17 protein-coding genes are annotated in these 21,761 nt (G+C 57.3%); 7 read left to right on the top strand and 10 right to left on the bottom strand.

Annotation, left to right across the window (positions count from 1 at the left end; all coding sequences use genetic code 11):
- Window positions 1–19 precede the first annotated feature (19 nt).
- Window positions 20–766 (top strand): hypothetical protein, encoded by a 747-nt coding sequence (locus DC3_RS06370; RefSeq protein WP_146883169.1) that lies wholly within the window; start codon window positions 20–22, stop codon window positions 764–766.
- A gap of 51 nt (window positions 767–817) precedes the next feature.
- On the opposite strand, the gene DC3_RS06365 is transcribed toward DC3_RS06370, so the two are convergent.
- The 6 genes from DC3_RS06365 to DC3_RS06340 all read right to left on the bottom strand — a co-directional run bounded on the left by DC3_RS06365 (window position 818) and on the right by DC3_RS06340 (window position 8,897).
- Complete coding sequence (locus DC3_RS06365) at window positions 818–2,506, bottom strand: Ig-like domain-containing protein (RefSeq protein ID WP_146883167.1); 1,689 nt, start codon at window positions 2,504–2,506, stop codon at window positions 818–820.
- A gap of 155 nt (window positions 2,507–2,661) precedes the next feature.
- Window positions 2,662–3,366, bottom strand: a complete 705-nt coding sequence (locus tag DC3_RS06360; RefSeq protein ID WP_146883165.1) for a hypothetical protein — start codon at window positions 3,364–3,366, stop codon at window positions 2,662–2,664.
- Between the two features lie 51 nt (window positions 3,367–3,417).
- Complete coding sequence (locus tag DC3_RS06355) at window positions 3,418–5,613, bottom strand: hypothetical protein (RefSeq protein ID WP_146883163.1); 2,196 nt, start codon at window positions 5,611–5,613, stop codon at window positions 3,418–3,420.
- A gap of 29 nt (window positions 5,614–5,642) precedes the next feature.
- Window positions 5,643–6,503, bottom strand: coding sequence for a hypothetical protein (locus DC3_RS06350; RefSeq protein WP_146883161.1), 861 nt, complete (start codon window positions 6,501–6,503; stop codon window positions 5,643–5,645).
- Window positions 6,504–6,556: 53 nt separating this feature from the next.
- Window positions 6,557–7,690, bottom strand: a complete 1,134-nt coding sequence (locus tag DC3_RS06345) for an HBL/NHE enterotoxin family protein (RefSeq protein WP_146883159.1) — start codon at window positions 7,688–7,690, stop codon at window positions 6,557–6,559.
- An 82-nt stretch (window positions 7,691–7,772) separates the two neighbouring features.
- Window positions 7,773–8,897: an HBL/NHE enterotoxin family protein gene (locus tag DC3_RS06340; protein ID WP_146883157.1), complete on the bottom strand. Its 1,125-nt coding sequence runs from the start codon at window positions 8,895–8,897 to the stop codon at window positions 7,773–7,775.
- A gap of 615 nt (window positions 8,898–9,512) precedes the next feature.
- On the opposite strand from DC3_RS06340, the gene DC3_RS06335 reads away from it, so the two are divergent.
- Together DC3_RS06335 and DC3_RS06330 are read left to right on the top strand one after the other, a co-directional pair.
- Window positions 9,513–10,514, top strand: coding sequence for an AAA family ATPase (locus DC3_RS06335; RefSeq protein ID WP_146883155.1), 1,002 nt, complete (start codon window positions 9,513–9,515; stop codon window positions 10,512–10,514).
- On the top strand, window positions 10,507–11,403 hold the full coding sequence (locus tag DC3_RS06330) for a ParB/RepB/Spo0J family partition protein (protein WP_146883153.1): 897 nt from the start codon (window positions 10,507–10,509) through the stop codon (window positions 11,401–11,403). Before DC3_RS06335 ends, DC3_RS06330 begins: the two co-directional genes overlap by 8 nt.
- A gap of 370 nt (window positions 11,404–11,773) precedes the next feature.
- On the opposite strand, the gene DC3_RS06325 is transcribed toward DC3_RS06330, so the two are convergent.
- Window positions 11,774–12,049, bottom strand: coding sequence for a hypothetical protein (locus DC3_RS06325; protein ID WP_146883151.1), 276 nt, complete (start codon window positions 12,047–12,049; stop codon window positions 11,774–11,776).
- Window positions 12,050–12,495: 446 nt separating this feature from the next.
- On the opposite strand from DC3_RS06325, the gene DC3_RS06320 reads away from it, so the two are divergent.
- Together DC3_RS06320 and DC3_RS06315 are read left to right on the top strand one after the other, a co-directional pair.
- Window positions 12,496–13,830, top strand: a complete 1,335-nt coding sequence (locus tag DC3_RS06320; RefSeq protein WP_186815882.1) for a replication initiator protein A — start codon at window positions 12,496–12,498, stop codon at window positions 13,828–13,830.
- Between the two features lie 186 nt (window positions 13,831–14,016).
- Window positions 14,017–16,668 carry a sensor domain-containing diguanylate cyclase gene (locus DC3_RS06315; RefSeq protein WP_186815881.1) on the top strand — a complete coding sequence of 884 codons (2,652 nt, stop codon included), beginning with the start codon at window positions 14,017–14,019 and terminating at the stop codon, window positions 16,666–16,668.
- A gap of 94 nt (window positions 16,669–16,762) precedes the next feature.
- Here DC3_RS06315 and DC3_RS06310 read toward each other — a convergent pair whose 3' ends face one another.
- Both DC3_RS06310 and ilvB read right to left on the bottom strand, forming a co-directional pair.
- Window positions 16,763–17,116 (bottom strand): transposase, encoded by a 354-nt coding sequence (locus DC3_RS06310; RefSeq protein WP_146883144.1) that lies wholly within the window; start codon window positions 17,114–17,116, stop codon window positions 16,763–16,765.
- 381 nt (window positions 17,117–17,497) lie between these two features.
- Window positions 17,498–19,159, bottom strand: a complete 1,662-nt coding sequence (gene ilvB, locus DC3_RS06305) for a biosynthetic-type acetolactate synthase large subunit (protein ID WP_146883142.1) — start codon at window positions 19,157–19,159, stop codon at window positions 17,498–17,500.
- Window positions 19,160–19,436: 277 nt separating this feature from the next.
- Here ilvB and DC3_RS06300 point away from each other — a divergent pair, with 277 nt between their 5' ends.
- A complete protein-coding gene (locus DC3_RS06300; RefSeq protein WP_146883140.1) occupies window positions 19,437–20,438 on the top strand; it encodes a LacI family DNA-binding transcriptional regulator in 1,002 nt (333 codons plus the stop codon).
- Between the two features lie 53 nt (window positions 20,439–20,491).
- Complete coding sequence (locus DC3_RS06295; RefSeq protein WP_146883138.1) at window positions 20,492–21,286, top strand: CPBP family intramembrane glutamic endopeptidase; 795 nt, start codon at window positions 20,492–20,494, stop codon at window positions 21,284–21,286.
- Here the strand turns inward: DC3_RS06295 and DC3_RS06290 are convergent.
- Entirely contained in the window at window positions 21,283–21,639 is a 357-nt protein-coding gene (locus DC3_RS06290; RefSeq protein WP_146883136.1) for a carboxymuconolactone decarboxylase family protein, read from the bottom strand. The genes DC3_RS06295 and DC3_RS06290 overlap by 4 nt on opposite strands.
- Window positions 21,640–21,761 lie beyond the last annotated feature (122 nt).

The raw sequence follows: 21,761 nt of genomic DNA, 5'->3' as shown, positions 1-21,761 counted from the left end.
CCCCTCAAGGAGGAATGTGATGCCCTCTCTGCGCTTTTGGACCCACCTGATGGCCGCCGGACTGCTCCTTGCCAGTGCACAGGCCACACCTCTTCTCAGATCCTTTGAACTGCATGGAAAAGTCCTTGCCGTCAAGATCAGTTACCAGGAAGATCTGCAAAGTGTTCTGGACGCTTCATATGAAGAAATCGTGTTTGGTGGGAACCTGGAGGCCGTCCACACCACTTTTCAGCCCATCGGGTTTGAACATGCCCGGGCCACCTACCGCTGGGCTGCCCGAAAACGAATCCTGGAAATGCGTCTGGTGGAGGACCAGAAGCCTTACGGCACCTGGATATCTTTCTTTGATGCAAAAGGGTGTGAGTTACGCACCAAAATCTTTCTTCGGCAGGATGCCAGAAAACGCACCCACCTGCGCACCTGTGACCGTCTGGGACGGGTGGTCAAAGAGAAACGGTACCTGGAGAACGAGGACCAGCCTCAGGTGCTGCTGTACAACCACCTGAAAGGAGGCATGGTGCTGGTCAAAGACACCCACCCTGACCGCTCCTCCTTTGCGGATTATACGGTCTACAACAGCAAAAATCTGCCCATCGAGACAGGATATTTTTCAGGAAAGCAGAAGCAGCCAGCCTACCGTTTTGTCTACCAGTACGACCAAAAGGGCAACTGGATTCGCAAAACCCAGTACGGCTGGATTCCCGAGGAGGAGGTCTGGGGCAAGGCAGAAGTGCGGGTGACCCGGCGCACCATCCAGTACTTTTGATTTCAACACCAAGAAGGGCACCCACGGGTGCCCTTCTGCAAAATGTTTCTTTCAGGGCTGAGGTTTGAGCACCACTGCCACACTGTTGTTGCCTGCAATGCTTTCCAGACTGGTGAGAATCCATCCCTCATCGTTGATGGCCACCCCCACACCGGGATTCCAGCCGCTGTACTTCACCCGGGTGTAACTTCCGTTTTTGTAGACCCACATGGCATCCTGACCTGTGCTGTCCTTGCCGGTCACCAGGACCTCCCCTTTGTTGTTGACGTCCACGGCTCCTGGAGTGCCTTTGGCGTCTGAGGGATAACCAAATTCACGCACGGTGTTGTTTACCCGGTCCCACAAAAAGAGGCTGCTGTCCGGGGTGCCGCTCTTGAAGGCCAGGCCCAGCACCACCCCCTGGTCGTTGAGGTCCCGGCCCACACTGCCCAGAGCACCTGTGGGCACCGGAAGTTTGGTTCCCTTCCCACCCGCGAACACCTGATCGGTGAACAGCACTTCTCCTTTGCTGTTGAGGGCCATGGCCATCAGGTCAGGCAGGTTCTGCACGGCTCCTCCAGCGGTGTACAGCTGGTTTCCGGGGTGCAGGAAATCCAGAAAATTGGAGGACAGCACCTGCCCACTGTCGTTGCAGCCCCGCACCATGCGCTGCCCCGAAGCGAAAGCTGGAGCGGTGACGGTGCCTGCGTCCAGCCAGAAGACTTTCCCACCACTGTTGTCTGTGGCCACGGCGGTGAAGGCCACCTGCCCCTGGGTGTTCACACAGGTGCGTGAAAGGCTGCTGCCGTAACTGCTGGCCCGGTACCCGTTGGGCAGGGTCACAGGCTTGACCGAAGTGCCATCGTAGAAGTAATACGATTCCACCACCCCTCCGGCAAGGTGCGACCCGATCAGGAACACCTGCCCGGTGTTGTTGAAGGCCAGTCCGTAACTGCCCAGTTCTCCTGCAGGGAGGGGGACCGGATGCACCGTGTAGGTCGCTGGAGTGCCTGTGGCTTTGATCACGCTCACCTCCACACTGCCCGTCTTGCCCTGCGCACTGGCAGAGATGGTGGCCTTGCCTTCCATTTTCCCGGTGACCTTGCCTGCACTGTCCACCGTGGCCACCGCAGTGTTGCTGGAGGTCCAGCTGAAATCGGTGGGCAGCAGGGCAAGCCCCTCCCCTTTGCTGTTTTTGGCCAGGGCGGTGAGGGTGATCATGTCACCGAGCACCACGCTCGGACTTTGCTGGATGATCTGCACACTGGCCACCGGATCTGTCTGGGTGCCCTGGGTGTACATCAGGGCATAGGTGGCATATTGCTGCACCTGGGCCGTGAAGGTGGATTTTGCAGGGTCCAGCTGTCCTCCCGCCACCAGCGTCCACAGGTTGTTGGCCAGCTGGTACAGGGCCAGGGTGTCTTCCAGGGTGTTCTGGCGCTGGATGCTGCTCGCCTGGTACTTGAGGGTCAGGGTTGCGGTTTTCTGCAGGGGATGGTCCCCGCTGAGTTTGAAGGCGGTGCCTGGCACCATTTTGAGACCTGCAGGCGCAGCAGCAACATTCCCGGCCATCTCCAGGGTCACCACCGACTTCTGGGACAGGGCACCTGCTGGGACCACAAGCGTGGCCAGATTGTTGCTGGACATCACGGTTCCCCCTGCTGCATCCAGTGTTCTGGGGGCCTGCACGCCAGGGGTGAGGTTGCAGGCTGAAACCAGCAGGGCCAGGGTCAAAGTCGGGGCAATGAAAGGTGTTCTCATGGGGTTCCTCCTGTGCTGGTTTCAGCCTAGAGACAGGGAGGGACACCTGGAGGGACACTTCTTTTCAGGTGGTCTGAAGTCCTGCTGCATCCCACCTCAAAAGCTTGCCCTTTTGTGTTGGTTTCATGCAACCACAACTTTAGAATAACGTTATTCTAGAATTCTGGAGCCAATCCCAGGGCGTGCTGGACATGGTTTCCCCTGAACACCCACACGGCCAGTGCTGGCTCCAGCACCAGACCTGAATGCCTCCACTGGTCGAGCACCGTTTCCCCAAGAAGTTGAGAGATGGATCTTGCTGACAGGGCAAGCCCATGCACCTGCACATACAGCGTGACCACATCCTCCCTGACACTCACCCCAAGTTTGCGAGCCTGCAAAAATGTGCGGCTGTCCTGTCCTGTCAGCAAGGTGACCTCGTCATAAAACAGGGGCAGAAGGTGGCTGCTGCCTGACCTTTGCAAGACATGGTGCAGCAAGGCAGGAGAAGGGCCTTTGAGGGTGTAATACACTTCTGGCGAACTGTGCCCATCAAAACCCACCAGTCTGGCAATGAACCTGGGGTCCTGCAGCGGATCAGGGTCATGCGGATGAAACCGTCGGTACACCTTGAAAGTGGCCCCTGCAAAATTTTCCCTGAAGCTCAACCAGCAGTCTCGTTCACCATGAACGTACTTTTGCAGGTGCTCTGGGACTTCAGTGGTGGGCACATCCAGGGTGAGGCGCAACTCATCCGGGTTTTCAGTGAGCATCCACTCCCAGGGAGCGCCCGAAGGGGTGAGGGTGCTCTGTTCCAGCAAATGGAAGCCAGACAGCTTCTGTTCAAGTTGAGGAAAAGTGCGTTGCAGATTCTGTTGCATGGGATCTCCTGAAAAAAGAACCGGGAGAGGGCCTCCCGGTCTGGTCTCTCCTCAATCTGCGCTGACTGGACTGGAGGGCGTGGCCGGAATGTTGAAGACCACATCGGTCTCTCCACTCCCCGTCACCTTCTGCACACCCTGCCCCGGGGTGATGTAGCGCACCTCATAGGCGTAAGTGACTGCATTTCCGTCCTGAATGCTGTAGGTCAGGTACTGGCTACCCCCTTCTGTGCGGTTCCATTTCACCAATCGCTGGGGTTGCGCTTTGCCGTTCACGGTGGTGGTGATCAGCACCTCCACACTGTCATAGGTGGCAGTGGTCCAGGAGATGGCATCACTGTTCACTTCCAGGGTGTAGTAGCGCTGGGTGGGGGTCACCATCACCGAGGCCTGGGTGGGCTCAATCAGCTGATCGTTGATCAGGATCTGCCCGTCCACACTGTCAATCGCTGCAGAGTACCCGAGCGGTGCATGCCCGTTGATGAACCCCTCAAAAGTGGCCCGCACAAAACTGGCTCCGGTGCTGTCCGCTTCTGGGGTCAGTTGGAAGACTGCCGGAGCATCCTGGGTGGGTTGCTCGGCAATCCCCGGAACCGTGGGGGCCGCAGTGAACCACATTTGCACGGTGGCATCAAAAATCGGGTCGGCATTTGCTGGCACCGAAATGATCAAATTGGTGGTGTGAATGCCCGCTGCAGGGTAAATCAACTGGGTGAAGCCCGTCTGGTTCACCTGGGTGGGAGCGGTGTACACCAGATCGTCATAGGTGTAGGTCACCGTGTAGTTGTACCCCGAGTTGATCGGCATGGGGTGGGGGCTGCCCATGATCCCTCTGGGGCTTTCTGGGGTCAGGTGCAGGGTCTGGTGGATGGGGGTGCCTGTGCCGTCCGAATCCACGAAGGTCAGGATCACGTCCACACTCTTAAGAGGGGTGGTGGTCTTGATGTTGAAGGCCTGGGCGGCATCAAACGTGACATTCAGGTAGCCCACGTCGTTCAGTTTCAGGTAGTAATCCCCCTGGTCCAGCCCGTCGATGGTGCTCTGCACACTGGCACTGGACTGCTGATAGGTCGCCCGGTACTCCAGTTGATAACTGGGTCCCTGCTGGGGGTCATAAGGAGCCGTGAACGTGTGGGCTCCATTTTCAGTGAAGGTGATGGTGCTTTTTTCTTCACTGAGGCCAGGATAACGGGCAGTCACCACCACCGATTCCAGCAGTGCAGCCTGCAGGTCTCCAGCCGGAAGCCCGGTGCTGTTCTGGCTGTCTTGCGTAAAAGGAAGCTGAGCATGGACCGTGATCACCTGCTGGCGCTGATTCACCTCGGCCAGGAAATCCTGCACGTTCAATCCCAGGCTGTTCAAAGAGGGAAGGGTGCTCTGGGGGTTCAGGTGCCAGTCCACCACCTGATTTTCACTGTAGGTGGCGGTGAAACTGCTCACCTGGTTGATGCTGAACGAATCCCCACTCTGCAGTCCCAGAATCTGCATGGTTTTCTGCACCTGCGCCTGCACCAGCGTGGCGAGGGTGTTGTTGGCCCAGTCGGCCACCGCCTGCACCAGGGTGTCATCGGGGTTGGCAATCCCCCAGGTGATGGTAACATGGCTGCTCTGGGATTCCTGCAGGGCTTTCTGCACCGATCCAGGGGTGTCCTCGCCCCAGGTGTGGTGGGCAGGCTGGGTCACCTGATACTGGTAGGCCAGGGCACTGTCAAAAGTCAGCACCGCTGTGACGGCAGGAAGCCTGGAGGGCACCGTGAACTGGTAGGTCACATTCAGGTCACTCTCGTGGGAGGACAGGGTGGCGACCACCGTATCAAGCTGCTGTTTGGCGAGCTGCAGCACAAACGTGGCGGTGTTGCTGCCAAATTGCGAGGCCGGAACGGTGAGGTTCAGGTCCTGGCCCTCACTGGTCAGTTTCAGGGATGCCGTTGCTCCAGGGTTGTATTGCAGAGGGCTCAGGGTGATGGGACCTGGAGGATGAAACTGCTGCTGGATCTGCCCCAGAATGGCCTGTTGCACGTCCTGAGGAACCGCGAGAGCCACCTGCAGGCTCACAAAGCCCGAGCCGTTGCTGCTGTCATCGGTCAGGTAACGGGTGAGCTGCAAGATGGGCTTTCCCCCGGCATCCAGTGCGTATTGTGGTTTCGGCAGGATGTAGAAGAGGTTGGGGTTCTGGTCGTCTCCGTAAAACACCCAGTTGTATCCGGTGGCGTCCTGGTAATTGCCTTTGATCTGAAAGTTCAGCATGGAGGTCTCCTTGGGAGGTTGAAAGGGTTTCAGGCCTGCTGGGGGGTCAGCATGCCAGAGGCATAATCCACGAGTTGCTGCCACGCCTGCAGGCTGACCTGAAGTTCCAGACCCTGCAGGATGGCAGGCAGGGTGTCGTTGGTGGCCTGCGCCAGGTCACTTAAGACCGCCTGGTATTTCACATTCAGCACACTCAGGGAATCGAGTACCGCAGACAGGGCCTGGGTGGCATGCCCATTGAGGGTGATCAGTTGACTGAGCAGGGCCTGCAGCAAGGCCACCCCCACCACTTCGGGAGCGTCCATGGTGGTCAGTTGCAGGTTGATCTGGGAGTTGATTGAGACAATGGCAATGCAGGGACCCAGCACGTTGCTCTGCAGAAACTGGGTGGACAGGGTGGCCTGCGCTGCACTGAGGGCAGCGCCACTCAGGCTGTTGACCACCTCGGTCATCTGCTGTTCGTCCTGCTGGATTTTCTGCTCAAAGGCCACCACATCCTGCTGCAGGGCGTGCAGGGTGTCGAGTTGTTCCTGCAAAGTCTGCTGCACCCCGGAAAGGGCCTGGGTCAGGCTGGAAAGGGCGTTCTGGTCTGAGGGGTCCATGGAGAGTTGATCTGCAGCTGTTTGCAGAGGACCGGAAGCCTGCAGGTAACTGTTTCCCACCTGCACAATCGCGGTGGGCAGGCCTGTGGTGTAACGCTGACAGAGGCCACTCCAGCTTTTCGCATCCTGCTGGCTCTGGTGAAGCACCTGCTGGGCACTCGCTGGAACGTAGGCCTGATAGGGTGAAACCAGGGTGCGCAGGGCCTGACAGTACTCGGTGACCGGAGAAACGGTGCTTCCTGCACTCTGCAACTGGCTCTCGGTGGTGGATGGATCGGGTGCAAGCATTGAAAACCTCCTGCTGCGCCTCCTTTCAAGAGAGGCGCAGCATGTGCAGAAACTCAGGCGACCTGTTCGGCGGGCTGCACGGCCTGTGCAGGGGGATTCATGATGGGCTGCTGCACCGTGGTGTTGATCTGCTGCATCTTGGTGGCGAAATCGGTGAGCTGCGTCCACTGGGTCTGGGCGGTCTGAATGTCGAGTTGCATCAGGATGCCCGGAAGATCGGGGGCCTCGGCGTTTTGCAGGTCGGTCATCACTGCTGCCAGTTTGGTTTTCAGCACGGCCCAGGTGTTCAGCACGTCAGAGATGGCCTTGGTGGCGGCCTCATTCTGGGTGACCAGGGCCCCGATGGAGTTGGAGATGCCCTGCAGGGCAGACACCTGTGCCTGCTCGTCGCTCAGCTCATTTTGCAACTGGTGCAGTTCGTCCAGGTCCTCTTGAACCTTTTTGTTGAAAATCACTGTTCCGGCAATGGCTCCACCTACAGCGATCACGCCCACCACACCGACCACGATGGGCGCGGCTGCACCTGCAGTGGCCACGGCCAGGGCAAAGCCTGCAACAGCCAGGAAGATGCCCACCCCCAGCCCGATTTCTGAAACGGTCGCCAGGGTGCTGTCCTGCTGGATTTTCTGCTGGATTGAATTGATCTTGGCGTTGATGGTGTCAATTTTCTGCTGGTCCAGTTGCGCTTCCTTGTAAGCAGAATTCTGGCCATCCAGCAGGGTGCTGTGGTCCGACTGCACATCCACAGCGAACTGCTGCAGCTTCGCCTGCACGTCCACAATGGTCTGCTGCTGGATGCCCAGGTCGACGAGCAGGGCGTTGATCATCCCGATGATCTCCTGCCTCTGGGCGTCCGTGGGGTTGTCTCCGGCCTGGGAGAGGATGTTCAGGATCTGCTGGGTGGCAATGTTGAAGGTGGTGCCGTAGTTGATGATGCTCTGGGGGACTTTTGCAAAAATCTCCGGCCCGAGGTCCGTCACCCAGGTGTTGGCGTGACCCTGAGCGATTTTCAGGTTGGCCAGGAAATCGGTGTACCACTGCTGGGGTGGGTTGGTGGTGGGGGTCAGTTGAATGTTCTGCAGGGCGTGGGCATACGCTGTGATGGTCTGGTTGGCATTGAATTGATCGGTGAGGGTCTGCTGGGTGGCATCGGTCTGGGGAGCAAGGGAGGTGGCTGCATCGGACATAAAGGCTCCTTCTCGGGGTGTTTTCTGGCCCCGACTGAATGGGATTGAGGTTGTGTATCAAGCTTGTGGGTGGACCGGAAAGTCAGTGTGCTACAGGCTGGTTCTGACCGACCACCACCTGGGGAAGCTGAATCGGAGCGGGCACCTGCAGGCTGACCTGCTGCACGCGGGTGGCAAAATCACTGAGTTTCTGCCATGCAGCGGCGGCATCATTCAGGGTGGTCAGGGCCTTGATGGTGGTCACGTTGATCTGGGGCTGCACCAGGGTGTCCAGCAGGGCATCAAGGAGTTCACTGGTGTTGGTCCACAGGTCGGTCAGCTGATTGTTCCCCTCCTGGGCCTGCACGTTGATCTGGTCCAGGGTGTCCAGGTTGAATTTCAGACCCTGCAGCAAGGTCAGCTGCAACTGGTCTTCAGAAAGCTCCGACATGGCATCTGCAATGGCGTCCAGGTCCCGTTTCACATCGGCGGAATAGAGGATCTCGAAGGTCACTGCCGCACCGATGCTGAGGATGCTGACCGCAAACCCACCCAGCGCAATCACCCCTCCAGAGAGGGCCAGACCGAAGGTCATCCCGGCAATCACGCCGAAGGTGGAGGTGCCGTAACTGATGCTGGAGTTGGTGGCCTTGGTGGAATCCTGCGCCAGTTTGATCTGCAGGGCCTGAAGCTGCGCCTGGACCTGCTCGATTTTTTTGGCGGCTTCTCCCTCGGCGTTGATGATGTCATCGAGGTAGGTTTTCAGGGTGGTGTTGTTCTGGCTGACCTGCGCCACATACCCATCCAGACCCTTCTGCAGGCTGCTGAGGGTCACGGCATTCTGGTCCGAGGTGGCTTTCAGGTGGGCAAACAGCTGTTGCAGGGTTTTCTGCTGGTCTGCGGTGGGAGTGCCGTTTTGCTGTGTGGCGATGGTCTTCAGGATGGGCTGAACCAGTTGCGCCGCCTGCTGAAAGAGGGTGGCGTAGTTGATGATCATCTGGCTGGTCTGCGCCCCGAGCTGGGGTGAGAATTCCGTGAGCCAGGGCAGGGCGTCGGCCTGACTGGATTTGATGGTGCCCTCAAGCTGGGTGTACCAGGAAGGTTCAGGGTCCAGAACGGGAGAGATGTTCACGTTCTGCAGGGCCTGCACCCACACGGTGATGCTGTTCTGGGCGTTGAAGTTGGCGGTGAGCTGATCAATCACTCTGCTGGGATCTGGAGCGAGCATTGGACCTCCTCAAAAACACTCTGAATTCCAGCGGGGTGTTTGTATTTCCCCACTGGCTGGATTGACTGTGCTCCTTTTGCCGTTAATTTGCCGTTAACACCTGCATTTGGAATTCAGGAAAGGGCAATCACCTGTGATCTGAAGAAATCAGGATGACCTTGCAGCAATCAAGTCTGCAAGTCAAAGTCAATTTTGTCTGATTAAAAACCATTGAAGACATCATGAAGTCGATCATGATGTGGGCGCAAATCAACCCATTTTGGTTCAGGAACCCTCATCAAGAGCGATTCCAGAAGAAGCCATGCCCTCTGTGGCTCCTTTCCACATGACATCCGTGAAAAGCCGAAACCAGAAACTTTTCACATCTGACCCATCATCAAAACGACCCTCTCAAGGACAAATCAATTGTATTTCAGTGCATTTGCATACGAATCAGGGAAATCACCTAAGAAGGGACCTCTTGCTGCCTCTGGAGCAGTGAGAGCCCCCACCACGGTCTCTTCCGATGTGCTCACGAGACCCACAAGCCCTGAACAAGAATGGCCCCTGAACGGCAAATAAATTCATGCCGAAAAATCCCTTGAAAGTCAGGTTAAAACCTGACATCATGCTGGAATGACTCAAAACTCCATGCAAGAAGTGATGCGGCAGCTTGCGGACATCCGCAGCAGGAGGGACATCACCCTGCTGACGGTGTCCAAGCGCATCGGTGTGCGGTCCAAACAGAGCGTGCTGGACCTGGAAAACAGTGACAATCCCACCATCCGCAGTGTCCTGAAATACGCCGAGGCGCTCGGGGTGGGCATTGAACTGAACATCAACCGCTGCCATGTGCTGCCCGTCTTCAACCATGCTGGAGGGGTCGGAAAATCCACCACCACCCGCGACCTGGGTTACGCCCTTGCGGAACTTTTCAATTTCAGGGTGCTCCTGATCGACGCAGACAGCCAGGCCAACCTCACCGAGATGTTCGGACTGAATCCTGCCCAGATCCCCCTGGACCAGACCATCAACCACATCTGGGAAACCGAAGAGCTCTCCTTTCCCGAACCCGTCAAGGTCACGGAAAAATTGCATCTGGTGCCCAGCCAGCTGGAGATCAGCGGTCTGGAACTCAGCATCCCCACCGTGATCAACGGTCAGAACCTGCTGTCCTCCGCCCTGAAGTCGGTGCGGGAACAGTACGATTTTGTGCTGATCGACTGCCCCCCCTCGGTGGGTCAGGTGACCATGTCCTGTCTGCTGGCCGGGGACGCCATGATCGTGCCCACCCCACCCAAAGAGAAGACCATGGGAGGGCTTCCAAGGGTCTTCAAGGTGCTGAACATCTGCAAGAAGAGCAACCCCAACTACCGGATCGCCCTGTTCGTCACCACCCGCTTTGTGCGCAACGTGCACAGCACCGACGAAGGTTACTACGAGGAGATCGCTCCGGTGCTGAAAAAGTACGGCCCGGTGTCCCAGCCCATCGGGGAAAGAACGCTTTTCGAGGACGCGTGGCAGAACCGCAAGAGCATTCTGCAGTACCGCCCGGACAGTGAGGCCGCCCGGGAGGTCATCACCGTGACCGAGGAACTGCTGGCCAGCCTGAATGTGCAGGTGAACGTCAATGAGTAAACGCCCTGCAGGAGGCGCAGCAAGCCTCGCAAAACTGCTGAATGTGGCCCTCGCCCAGGAAGATGCTCCGGTCATCCAGAACATTCCGCTGCAGGACGTTCATCCTGATCCTCTGCAGGTGCGCAGGTACTTTGATCCTCAGGGCCTGTCCAGCCTGTGTGAGAGCATCCGCAAACTGGGGGTGCAAAACCCCATTCAGGTGCAGCCCCGTCCAGAGGGCGGGTACTCCATCGTGACCGGCGAAAGGCGGTACCGTGCCTCCCTGGAGGCCGGAAAGGAGAGCATTCCTGCGGTGGTGCTTTCGGCACAGACCCCGCAGCAGCTTTCCACCCTGCAGATGATCGAAAACTCCCAGCGTGAGGACCTCGATGGATACACCCAGACGCAGGCCATTGTGGGCATCCTGAGCCTGTATTTCAGGCAATCCCAGGAGGAAGTGGTTCGGTCTCTGGTCAGCCTCGGAAATGATTCTTCGGAAAGCGCCCAGAGCCGGATTCAGGAGGTGGAGGCCCTGATCCGGGAACTCCATCCGAAACTCACTTTCCTGAGTTTCGTCAAAAACCGCCTGCCCCTTTTGAACCTTCCAGAAGACCTGAAACAGGCCCTGCAAAAGGGCCAGATCGAGTACACCAAAGCACGGGTCCTGAACAGAATCAAACCAGATGCCCGACGCCAGCAGCTTCTGGAAGAGACCCTCTCCAGGGGGTACAGTTTGCAGGAACTCAAAACACGGGTTCAGAAGTTGCTGGAAGAGCCGAAACCCGCTGCAGGACTTGTGGAAACCTACCTGAAGGGCAAAGACCACCGCCTGTACCAGCGCCTCAATCCCGAGAAGAAAGCCCTGGTGGAGCAGAAATTGCAGGAACTTCAGGCACTCTTGAAAGGGTGATGGGCCGAGCCATCTCAAGCTGCTTAAGACAGGGGAGATGTCCCCTGTTTTTGTGTTTGATGGGCGTGATGCTCAGGTCACTCTGCTGAGCAAGACCAACACATTGACCATTACGCTCTAAAATCGCCAATAAGCCCTCTGGTTTTGCATGACCCCTATAAGATTACCCAGAGAACATTTGAGGGGCATCAAAGACGATTCTGCGAGCCCTCAGGGACATTCGGAGTCGGGAATCATCAGGGTTTTCACGAAGTTGGAGAATTCAACCGCCTGTTTTGAGGCTCCTGTGAACTGGTCTGGTTTCGAGCCTGGTTCCTGGCTCTTCCGAATTTTCGATTTTGCGTGATTGATGATTTTTTATAGATATCTTTTAAAAAATAACTGATTGATTAAAAAGATCATCATCAGGGCGGGTGTGCTGCACGATGATTTTAGCGCTAAAACCACAGGTTTCCCGATACTTTTGGGGGTAAAAACCACAGGTTTCCCGATACTTTTGGGGGTAAAAACCACAGGTTTCCCGATACTCGGATTCCGATAATGCCACAGGTTTCCCGATACTTTTGGGGGTAAAAACCACAGGTTTCCCGATACCCTGTTCTCCAAAAACCACAGGTTTCCCGATAGTTTTGGGGGCAAAAACCACAGGTTTCCCGATAGTATCACGCGCAGCACAATTTCAAGCACCAGTACGGCAAATTCAACAAAAAACCACAGGTTTCCCGTGGGTCAAAAACCACAGGTTTCCCGATACCTCCTGAAAAACCACAGGTTTCCCGATACTTTCTAATCTGTATGCCTCAGCACGAACATCGTTCAGCAAAGGGTTTCCTTTCAAAAACCACAGGTTTCCCGATACTTTGAATTTCGATGTGTTTGCCCTGGCCTTTATTTCTGCCTGAAACAGAAAAGAGTCCTGTCAGTGCTGTTTTTCTGGGAGCTGTAACAACACAAAAGAGGGGTCACTTGTTTTTTGGCGAAAATGATCTTGAGAATTATGTAAATATCCAGATTTCCCGGCACCCTTTTTTGCAAAAACCACAGGTTTCCCGATACTGTTTATTTCCCTGCCTCCGACCTAGAATGGTCTTCATGGCTGGAAAGAAACGGCAGGGAGAAGAAGCCCAGATCAGGCGCTACCATGAGCTCAATGTGGCCCGCCAGAACCTGATCGCCATCCAGCGCCAGATTCCAGAAGGGTACAGTTCCTGGTCCTATCACGGGGTGAGTGGGGAGCAAGAATTCAAAATTTCCTGCTCTGGAAAGATGGACCTGGGGGTGCCGCACGGTCTGGACAGTGACGTTTACGCGGCCATCCTCAGCCTGTACATGAAGCAGGGCACCGAGGACAGCAAGGTCAGTTGCAGTGCCTATGAACTCCTCAAGGAGGCGAACATTGACCCTTCTGGCAAAGGGTATGCGGCCCTGCAACGCTCTCTGGAGCGGCTTTACAGTTCCCAGTATGAAATCAAGAGCGCCTGGCGGGACCACACCAGCAAAAAATGGATGTCGGTCACCTTCCAGCACATTGTGCGGATGGCCCAGACACAGAGCGAACTGGAAAGCCTGACCGCCGCCAGCCAGCTGGAAATCACCCTCCCCGAGGAGATTGTCAACAGCATCCGTGCCGGGTACATTTTTCCAACCAGTGGCCGGGTGCTCAGTCAACTCGATCAGCCCAACAGTCGGGCACTCTACCGCACACTGGAGGCCAACCGCCGGGACGCCCTGGACCCCATGCGTCAGGTGAATGAACTGCACTTCAACCTGTTTGACTGGGCCCGGATTCTCAAACTGGCAGTGACCGATGACGCCTACCGGATTCGCCGCAGCCTGGAACGCAGCCATGAAGACCTGGTGCGGGTGGGTTACCTGCAAGAGGTCAGTTATTCTGGCCGGGCGGACAGCCAGCAGGTGTCCTACTTTTTTGAGACCTCTTTTGAACGCATTCCAGACCCCGAACTTCTGCAGCTCCTGCAGGAAAAGCGAGTGGCCAAAACCAAGGCACTGGAACTGGTGCAGAGTTTTCCTGAGCGCATTCGGGGTGCACTGGTGCAGCTGGAGGTTTTGCTTTCCACCGGATACAAGCCCCGCAGCAAAACAGGTCTGCTGATCGACATCATCGAAAATCCTGACCGATACCAGGCACAGCTTGCACTGGCTCAGGATGCTTCACGTCCCACACCTGGCAGATCCAGCCCTGTACCTGAAGCCACCCCAGAAGAAGATTCTTTCGCTTCCCTTTCTCTGGAGCAGAAAGCCCAGCGATTGGTCAAAATGGCAGAGTTCCGTTACCGGCTGAGCCTGATCGAGAAGGACATCCTTCACAGCATGGTCATGGACGGCACCCTGAGTGCAGATGAAATTTTTCCCAAAGTGGCCTACAGCCTGAATGATTTTGACATTCGTCCGTTGCTGGGGGGATGAAGGTTTCAGGTCGAAAAATCCTGCTAGAATAACGTTATTCTATTGATTTTGTGTGTCTGAGAAAGGGAACATGATGGATCTGCCTGTCACACCTCCTGACATTGTGAATGTTGCAAGAAGGTCATGTTGTCACTGTGCAATCCTCATACCAGAAGCATCTCGGTCCCTGAGAGCCCAGACCCTTTCATGACCCGCAGCAAGAACAACCTGATGTCGAGTCCCTCGCAGGGAAGCAGCTTGCAAAGGGCGCGTTTTCTGGCAGGATTGACCCTGATCCTTTCCTTGCTCTTCTTGCTGGGTTGGTGGACTGGTGGCCTGATCGCTGTGCTGTTGCCGCTGGGACTTGTGATCAATCCGGTGACAGCAGTGGCTTTGATGCTGCTGGCTCTGGCCCTCTACCTGCAGACTGTACAGCAGGAGCGGGCAAGCCTGTGGCTGTGTGGCGCTGTGGCGGTTTTTGCAGTGTTCAGGTTGCTGACGTTTCAACTGCCTGCCTTCCAGAGCATGGAGCAGTGGCTGTTCAGGGAACACCTTGCTGGCCTGAACCTCAGGTTTCCAGCGCAGATTCCCGTCTCGGCACTGGTGGGGCTTTTCTTGCTGTCCCTCTCCCTGATTGCTGTGGTATACAGGCATCGCAGGAGCTCACAGCTGATGGTGGTCATCACCTTTCTGACGGCAGTGTGGACCATCCAGGGGTACCTGCTGGGCATCCTCGACCGGGACCCCAGCAGTCTGCTGTACCCCATGTCCCTGAGTGCAGCTCTGGCGGTGGTGCTGCTGGGCACTGGAATCACCTACCTGCAGCACCTGCGGGGCATGGGAAACATCCAGTTCGAACCCCATGCAGGTGGACTGCTGACCCGCTGGCTTTTTCCTGCGGTGCTGGTGCTCCCTCCCCTGTTGACCTTCCTGGTGATGAAGGGGGTCCGGTCTGGAGGGCTGCTCTGGGACCAGGGGATGGGATGGCTGTCTTTTGGGACCACCCTGGGTCTGATGGGGTTCACTTATGTGCTGGCCCTGTCTGTCAAAAGGGCGGATCTGGAGCACCAGCAATTCCTGAGCCACCTGAAATCCAGCGAAGAGAAATACCGTGCTGTCACCGAACTGGCCGCAGACGCCATCATCACCACCGATGGTGAAGGCAGCATCATCAACTTCAACCAGAGTGCTCAGCAGTTGTTCCGCTACACCGAAGAAGAGGTCCTGGGAAGGGACTTCACCTTTCTGCTGCCTGAACCTTACCGCAACACTTACCAGCAGAACCTGAAGCAGTACATGCAAGAAGAAGTGCTGGATTTGCTGGACAAACGGGTGGAAATTGAAGGGCAAACCCGGGAGGGCCGGGTGTTCCCCCTGGAACTTTCGGTGTCGGTCTGGGAGGTGGCAGGGGAGCGGTTTTTCACCGGTTTCATCCGGGACATCAGCAAGAGGGTGCAGCTTGAGGAACAGCAGAAGCGTCTGGTGGCACTGCTCTCCCAGTCCAGAGATGCCATCGTCAGCACCGACCTCACCGGGAAAGTGCTGTTCTGGAATCCTGCTGCAGAAGAACTGTTCGGTTTCAGGACAGATGAAGTGACAGGGCAGAACATCGATCAGCTGTTTCCTGAGCACCGCCTCAGGGAGGAGATTCACATTCTGCGTGCACTGGAACGGGGTGAAACCACCGAAAACCTGGAAACAGAACGTTTGCACAAAGATGGACACCTGCTGTATGTTTCTGTGTCCATCTCGCCCGTGTTAAATGCTGCAGGGGAGGTGATCGGAGCCACCAGCATCGCCCGGGACATCGGTGAGGCCAGGGCCATCCGGCAACAACTGGCCCATGCCCTCTCTTACAGCCAGACCCAGACCGAGGTGTACCGCATTCTGGACCAGCCTGCTTCTGCACAGGAGGCAGCCAGGGACATCACCTTGCTGATCTCACAGGTGATGGAGCTGGATTTCGGCTGTCTGGTGCGACCTGGATCACAAGCAATGGAAGTTTCTCCCATCTGGGAAGCCACCCCGGGGGTGCTCTCCAGTACGATTCTGGAGTTGTTCCAGCAGGACCTGAACGGCTGGCTGGAACAGACCTTCAGGCAGAATGAACCCCTCTATGTGGATGATGTGCAAGAAGCCCTGATCTCAGCGCTGGATTGTGTTCCTGCTGGAACCACAGCTGCTTTTGTGCCCCTGATTCCTGCTGGACCTGGAGGGAATGTGGCCCTGGTGTTTGTGGGTTGCCGCCTGCATGCCCACATGCCCTGGAGCAGGGAAGACCGCAACCTCTTTGAGTCTGCAGCCCGCAGCGTGCGGGTGGCCCTGGAACGCCAGGAACGACTGAAACGCATGGAAGAGGCAGCCCTCACAGATGCCCTCACGGGTCTGGGGAACAGACGGGCTTTCCAGGACGATCTGGAATCCCTGATGGCCTCTGCAAGGCGACACCACCATCCGCTGTGTGTGGTGCAGATGGACCTGGATGGACTCAAAAAAATCAATGACCGCTGGGGTCATGAGGAAGGAGACAGGTTGCTGGATGAATTTGCCAGGCAGCTCAAAGAGAGCATGCGGGCAGAGGATCGCTGCTACCGCCTGGGAGGGGATGAATTCGCCATGATCCTCTCTCACAGTCCACTGGGCAGCCAGGATGCCATTCTGGAACGCCTGCAAACTGTGATGGATGCCGTCAGGGCTCAGGGTTTTGCCGATGCCAATGTCAGCGCCGGGGTGGCTTACTTTCCAGAGGAGGCGGTCAGTTCCAGGGACCTGCTGCGCCTTGCCGATGGACGCATGTACCACATGAAAGACCAGCATCACCAGTCCAGAGGAGAAGACTCCTCATTCGAGAACCTGTGATCACTGCTGTCGGGGAGGCCATCAAATGAAGGATCTAGAATAACGTTATTCTAGATCCTTTTTGCTTTGCAGGCGCATGTTTTGAACTGCGGCTTCAATGCTCGGCCAGCAGTGGGCGTTTGCGGGTCCCATACTTATGGGTCCGCTGCAAGGCTGCTTCCTGCAAGCGTCTGAGCCACAGTTGCTGTTCTGTGGCATCACAACTGCCCAGAAACCCTGAGAGAACATCCTCCCAGAGACCTTCTCGCTGCCATTTCTGATACCTGTTCCAGGCGGTGCGTGAAGTGATGCCAAAATCCTCAGGGAGGTCATCCCAGGGAAGGGCAGTGCTGAGCACATGCAAAATGGCTTCAAAGACCCGGCGGTCTTTCACGGCCAGCCTGGGAATGCCCAGCAGCATGTGGTCCCATTGCTGGTCTTGCAGGTGGTAAATGTGGGGTGCAGGCATGGTCCTCCAGGACAGGGAATGGAGAGGTGCGGTGGGGCTGTGAGCTGGGAAATCATTTCCGGCAGGCACTTCACTGTGCCCTGTGCTCTGTCATGCAAGCCTTCTGGAACTGGACCCTGACGATGTTGTGCGGTTGCTGCAATGGAACATGTTTTCCTCCAAAACGTCTGGTGAGGTCAGACTTCTGCTTTGCAGGAACACGTCAGGGCAAGTGGGGGAGAGGAGGAGACCCGGAGAGCTGAGAAATCTCCTGGAACACTGAAACTTGCAGCCAGTGTAAACCCGCAGGTCACACAGAAATCTGACTGAGCCTGTGAGAAGCACTGGCAAAGCAAAACGGCCCAGCGTTAACGCTGGGCCGTTCAAGGAACCATCTGGGGTTCAGAGCAAAATGTTCTGTTGTGCCTTCTGCACCATCAGTTGGGTCAGGTGTTGTCCAGCGGGAACCACAGGAATGTTCTCTTCTGCAGGCACCTGGGCGTGGAGCAGGGCTGGTCCAGGCTGGTTCAGCCAGAGCTGCAGGGCATGTGGGAGATCCATCTGATCCTGCACCTTCCACGCGGGAATCTGGTAGGCCTGGGCCAGGCGGGTGAAGTCGGGGTTGCTGGAGGTCAGTTCCACCTCACTGCGGCCTGCCCGGGTGAAGAGGTCCTGGTACTGCCTGACCATGCCCAGATGCCCATTGTCCAGCACCAGAATCTTCACATTGAGGTTGTGGGCCACCACGGTGGACAGTTCCTGGTGGGTCATCTGGAAGCCGCCATCCCCGCAGATGCAGATCACCCGCTGATCAGGCTTGGCAATGGCGGCACCTGCTGCTGCCGGAAGGGCATAACCCATGGTGCCCAGTCCACCAGAAGTCAGCCAGTGGCGTGGCCTTGAAGGGGGACAGTGGTGGGCGGCCAGCATCTGGTGATGACCCACGTCGGTGGTGAGGATGTCGAAAGGGTCCAGCACCTGACTCAGAGCCTGCAGTGCAAAAGCCATGCTCCAGCGTGATGGAGCCTGCTGTTCAGTGAAACCCTGAATTCGGCTCCACCATGCAGCGAGGTTGAGGGGTTCTGCAAAAACACAAAGGGCCTCGAAGGTGTCTTCAGAACGGGCCTGAATGCTGAGTTCAGGCTGGATCAGGCGGCCAAATTCCAGGGGGTCCAGGTCAATGTGCAAGATGCGTGCCTGTGGTGCAAACAGGGCCAGTTTTCCAGTGAGCCTGTCATCAAAGCGCACTCCAATGCCCAGGATGAGGTCGGCCTCGCTGATGGTCTGGTTGGCTCTGGCACTTCCGTACACTCCTGGCATCCCGATGCGTTGCGGGTGGTTTGCCGGAAGAATGCCAATGCCCTGAAGGGTGTGCACCACTGGAAGGCCCGTGGTTTCCACAAAGGACCGCACATCACGAGCGTCCTGCGCCCCACCCCCAAGGAGCAGCACAGGTCTGGATGCACTTTTCAGGGCTTTCATCACCTGCCTGAAAGCTTCTGGGTCGGTGCGGCTCGAAAGTGGAGGCTCAGCCAGAAAGCGAGGGTTGACCTGCACCCGCTGGGTTTGAATGTCCTGCGGAAGGTCAATCAGGACAGGCCCGGGTTTTCCAGACTGGGCCAGATGCAACGCCTCACGCACGATGCCTGGAATCTGGCTTGCAGACCTCACCTGAAACGCCCCTTTGGTGACCGGACGGGCGATGGACACAATGTCGAGCTCCTGAAAAGCGCGGGTTCCCTGCAGGTGGGTGGGCACGTTCCCGGTGAGGGCCAGCACAGAAACATGATCCAGCAGGGCGTCCCCAAGGCCCGTGATCAGGTTGGTGGCCGCAGGTCCAGAAGTTGCGAGGCACACCCCAACCTGCTTGCTGCTGCGGGCAAACCCTTCTGCGGCATGAACGGCCCCCTGTTCGTGCCGGGTGAGGATGTGGCGCATGCCGAACTTCCCCAGCGCATCGTAAATCGGCAGGTTCATGGCTCCGGGAATGCCAAAGAGGGTGGTGATGCCGTGTTCCCTGAGGGTGTGGAGGAGCAGTTCCGCTCCGGTCATGGTCTGTGTCATGTCTTCCTCCAAAAAAAACCCCCCGACCTTCAGGGTCGGGGAGAGGCAGTCAACTGGGAATGGGCCAGGTCAGCTGCGTTTCTCCCCGCAACTTACCAGTACCAGTACGATGTTCAGAATCGTGCCCATTTGAATCAGGGTAAGTGCCGGGGCTTCTGGGCTGCATCGGCCATGTGGCGTAGCAGCCAGAACCTGAGGTCACCTGTCCATGCCAGCTCACATTTCAGGGCTACAATGGACGCAGATCTGAGATGCCAGCACCAGGAACGCACTTTCCATGACCAGAAAAGCCACATTGCATGATGTTGCAGAAGCTGCAGGCGTGTCGCCGAGCACCGTATCCCGATTTCTTTCCGGCAAGGGGCGCATGTCTCCAGAGACCCGCGAGCGCATCCAGCAGGCCATTGGTGAGCTGGGGTACATGCCCAATGTGGTGGCCCGTGGTCTGGTGCAGGGGCACTCATTCTCCATCGGAGTGATGACCCAGGACATCGCTTCCCCGCTGTATGGAGCAGCCCTGCTGGGGGTACAGGAAACCCTCAAGGGCACTGATTTTGCGCCGATCTATGTGGATGGCCGCTGGAGTGCGCTGGATGAGGAGGCCGCCCTGAACCGCCTGATGGGCCGGGTGGATGGGATCATCGTGATCGGTGGTCTGCTCGCAGCCGCAACCCTGACCCACTTTGCCCGTCGTCTCCCGGTGGTCGGGGTGGGCCGATTGATTCCAGAGTTTGAGCGCCAGTGCGTGGTGGTGGACAATTACGCCGGATCGCGTGCCGCCATGCAGCACCTGCTCGACCTTGGGCACCGCCAGATTGCCCACATCACCGGGCCCCTGTTTCAACCGGATGCCCTGGAGCGGCTCAGGGGCTACACCGAGGCCCTTTCTGAAGTGGGAATTCCCGTGCGTGAAGACCTGATCATCCGTGGGAATTTCATGGAGCCTTCGGGGGCTCAGGCCATCACCCAGTTGCTGTCGCTGGGACAACCGTTCACAGCGGTTTTTGCCGGCAATGATTCAATGGCCTTGGGGGCCAGGCTTGCCCTGCACCAGCACGGCCTGCGGGTGCCGGAAGATGTGTCCCTGATGGGCTTCGATGACAGTTACGTTTCAGCCTACATGATGCCTCCCCTGACCACCGTGGAACAGCCCATGCAGGAACTGGGCTCCATGGCTGCCCGCAAGATGCTGAAGCTGCTTTCTGGAGAGAAAACCGAGCTGCAGAAGGTCACCCCACGCCTGATGGTGCGGGACTCTGTGAGATCATTGCAAACCTGAAGCCGGGACAAAAGCAGAAAACCACCAGCGTACCCTGAGGGAGGAGGTCCAACATGACCCGCCTTCCTTATCGTCTGGTTTTGCCTTTCGTCTGGGTGTCCTTTCTGATGTCCTGGCTGTTGTGGTTGCCCAAACTGATCCATCAGGCGCAGGGGCAGCCCGATCCTTACCCTTACCTGCATTTTGTCGGCAGCCTTGGGCCTGCTGTGGGGGCACTGCTGGTGTGTGCCTTGATGGACAGGGGCCGTTTCCGGCAACTCCTCGGAGACCTCTGGCAGGTGAAGGTGCCTGTCCGCTGGTGGTTGCTTGCCCTGAGCCCCCTTTTGATGATGCTGGTTGCCATGCTGCTCAGCCCCTCATCCCAGTGGTCACAATTCCTCAGGGTGAACGAGTACCCCGGCCTGCCTTTTGCCCTGCTGCTGGTCTGTGAGGTGTTCTTTTACGGATATGGAGAGGAAGTGGGCTGGAGGGGATTCCTGTATCCCCTTTTCAAGGAGCGGTTCACCCCTTTCTGGGCTTCCATGGCTGTGTTGCCGTTCTGGGCGGTCTGGCACCTCCCCCTGCTTCTCACCAGTGCCACCTATCAGAGCATGGGACCACTGCTTTTTGGCTGGCTGATCAGCCTGACCACCGGAGCCCTGCTCACCTCGTGGATGTACGACCGCACCCACAGAAGCCTGCCAGTGCTGGCCGTGTTTCACGGGGTGCTGGATGTGGCAATGGTGAATGCAGGGGTCACCCCCCTGTCCCTCAACCTGATGGGCGCAGCAACCACCCTGCTGGGCATCTGGGCAGGGGTGGCCCTGTGGAAGGACCGACGCTCTGCCCCTAAATCCCAGAAGAACTAAAACTGCTCAGGTTCATCTGCAGTGGGGTCTTTTGGGGACGCCTCTGGTTCCAGCAGGTCATCCACCCAGGTGAGGGCCGCAATGGTTCTGGGAAACCCGAGGGTGGTCATGCCAAGCAGCACCACCTGATGCATTTCCTCTGCAGTCAGACCGTGGTCCATGCCCTTGCGGGTCTGGCTGTGCACGGCCCCTTCCTGCTGGCTTCCGACGGCAAGGGCCAGTTTGACCAGTCGGCGTTCCCGTTCGGTCAGGGGTCCTTGCTGGTGGATCGCCTCACCAAGGCTCTGGTAGGCACGGGCGATTTCTGGGTAGGTTTCAATGAATGAGCGGTAGGTGGCGGGCAATTTTTTCATGTCTCTCCTCAAAAGACACCCTAATCTCCTCTGAAGAGAGATTCAGGCAAAAATCCCGCAATGTGGACTCCGCTTAATGCTGGTTTCAGAACCAGCCTGTATATCACGGGAGATGGTTCAGG

It is taken from the genome of Deinococcus cellulosilyticus NBRC 106333 = KACC 11606 (genome assembly GCF_007990775.1).
GTDB classification, from domain to species: Bacteria; Deinococcota; Deinococci; order Deinococcales; family Deinococcaceae; genus Deinococcus_C; species Deinococcus_C cellulosilyticus.
This window is presented reverse-complemented; position numbering and strand designations above follow the sequence as displayed.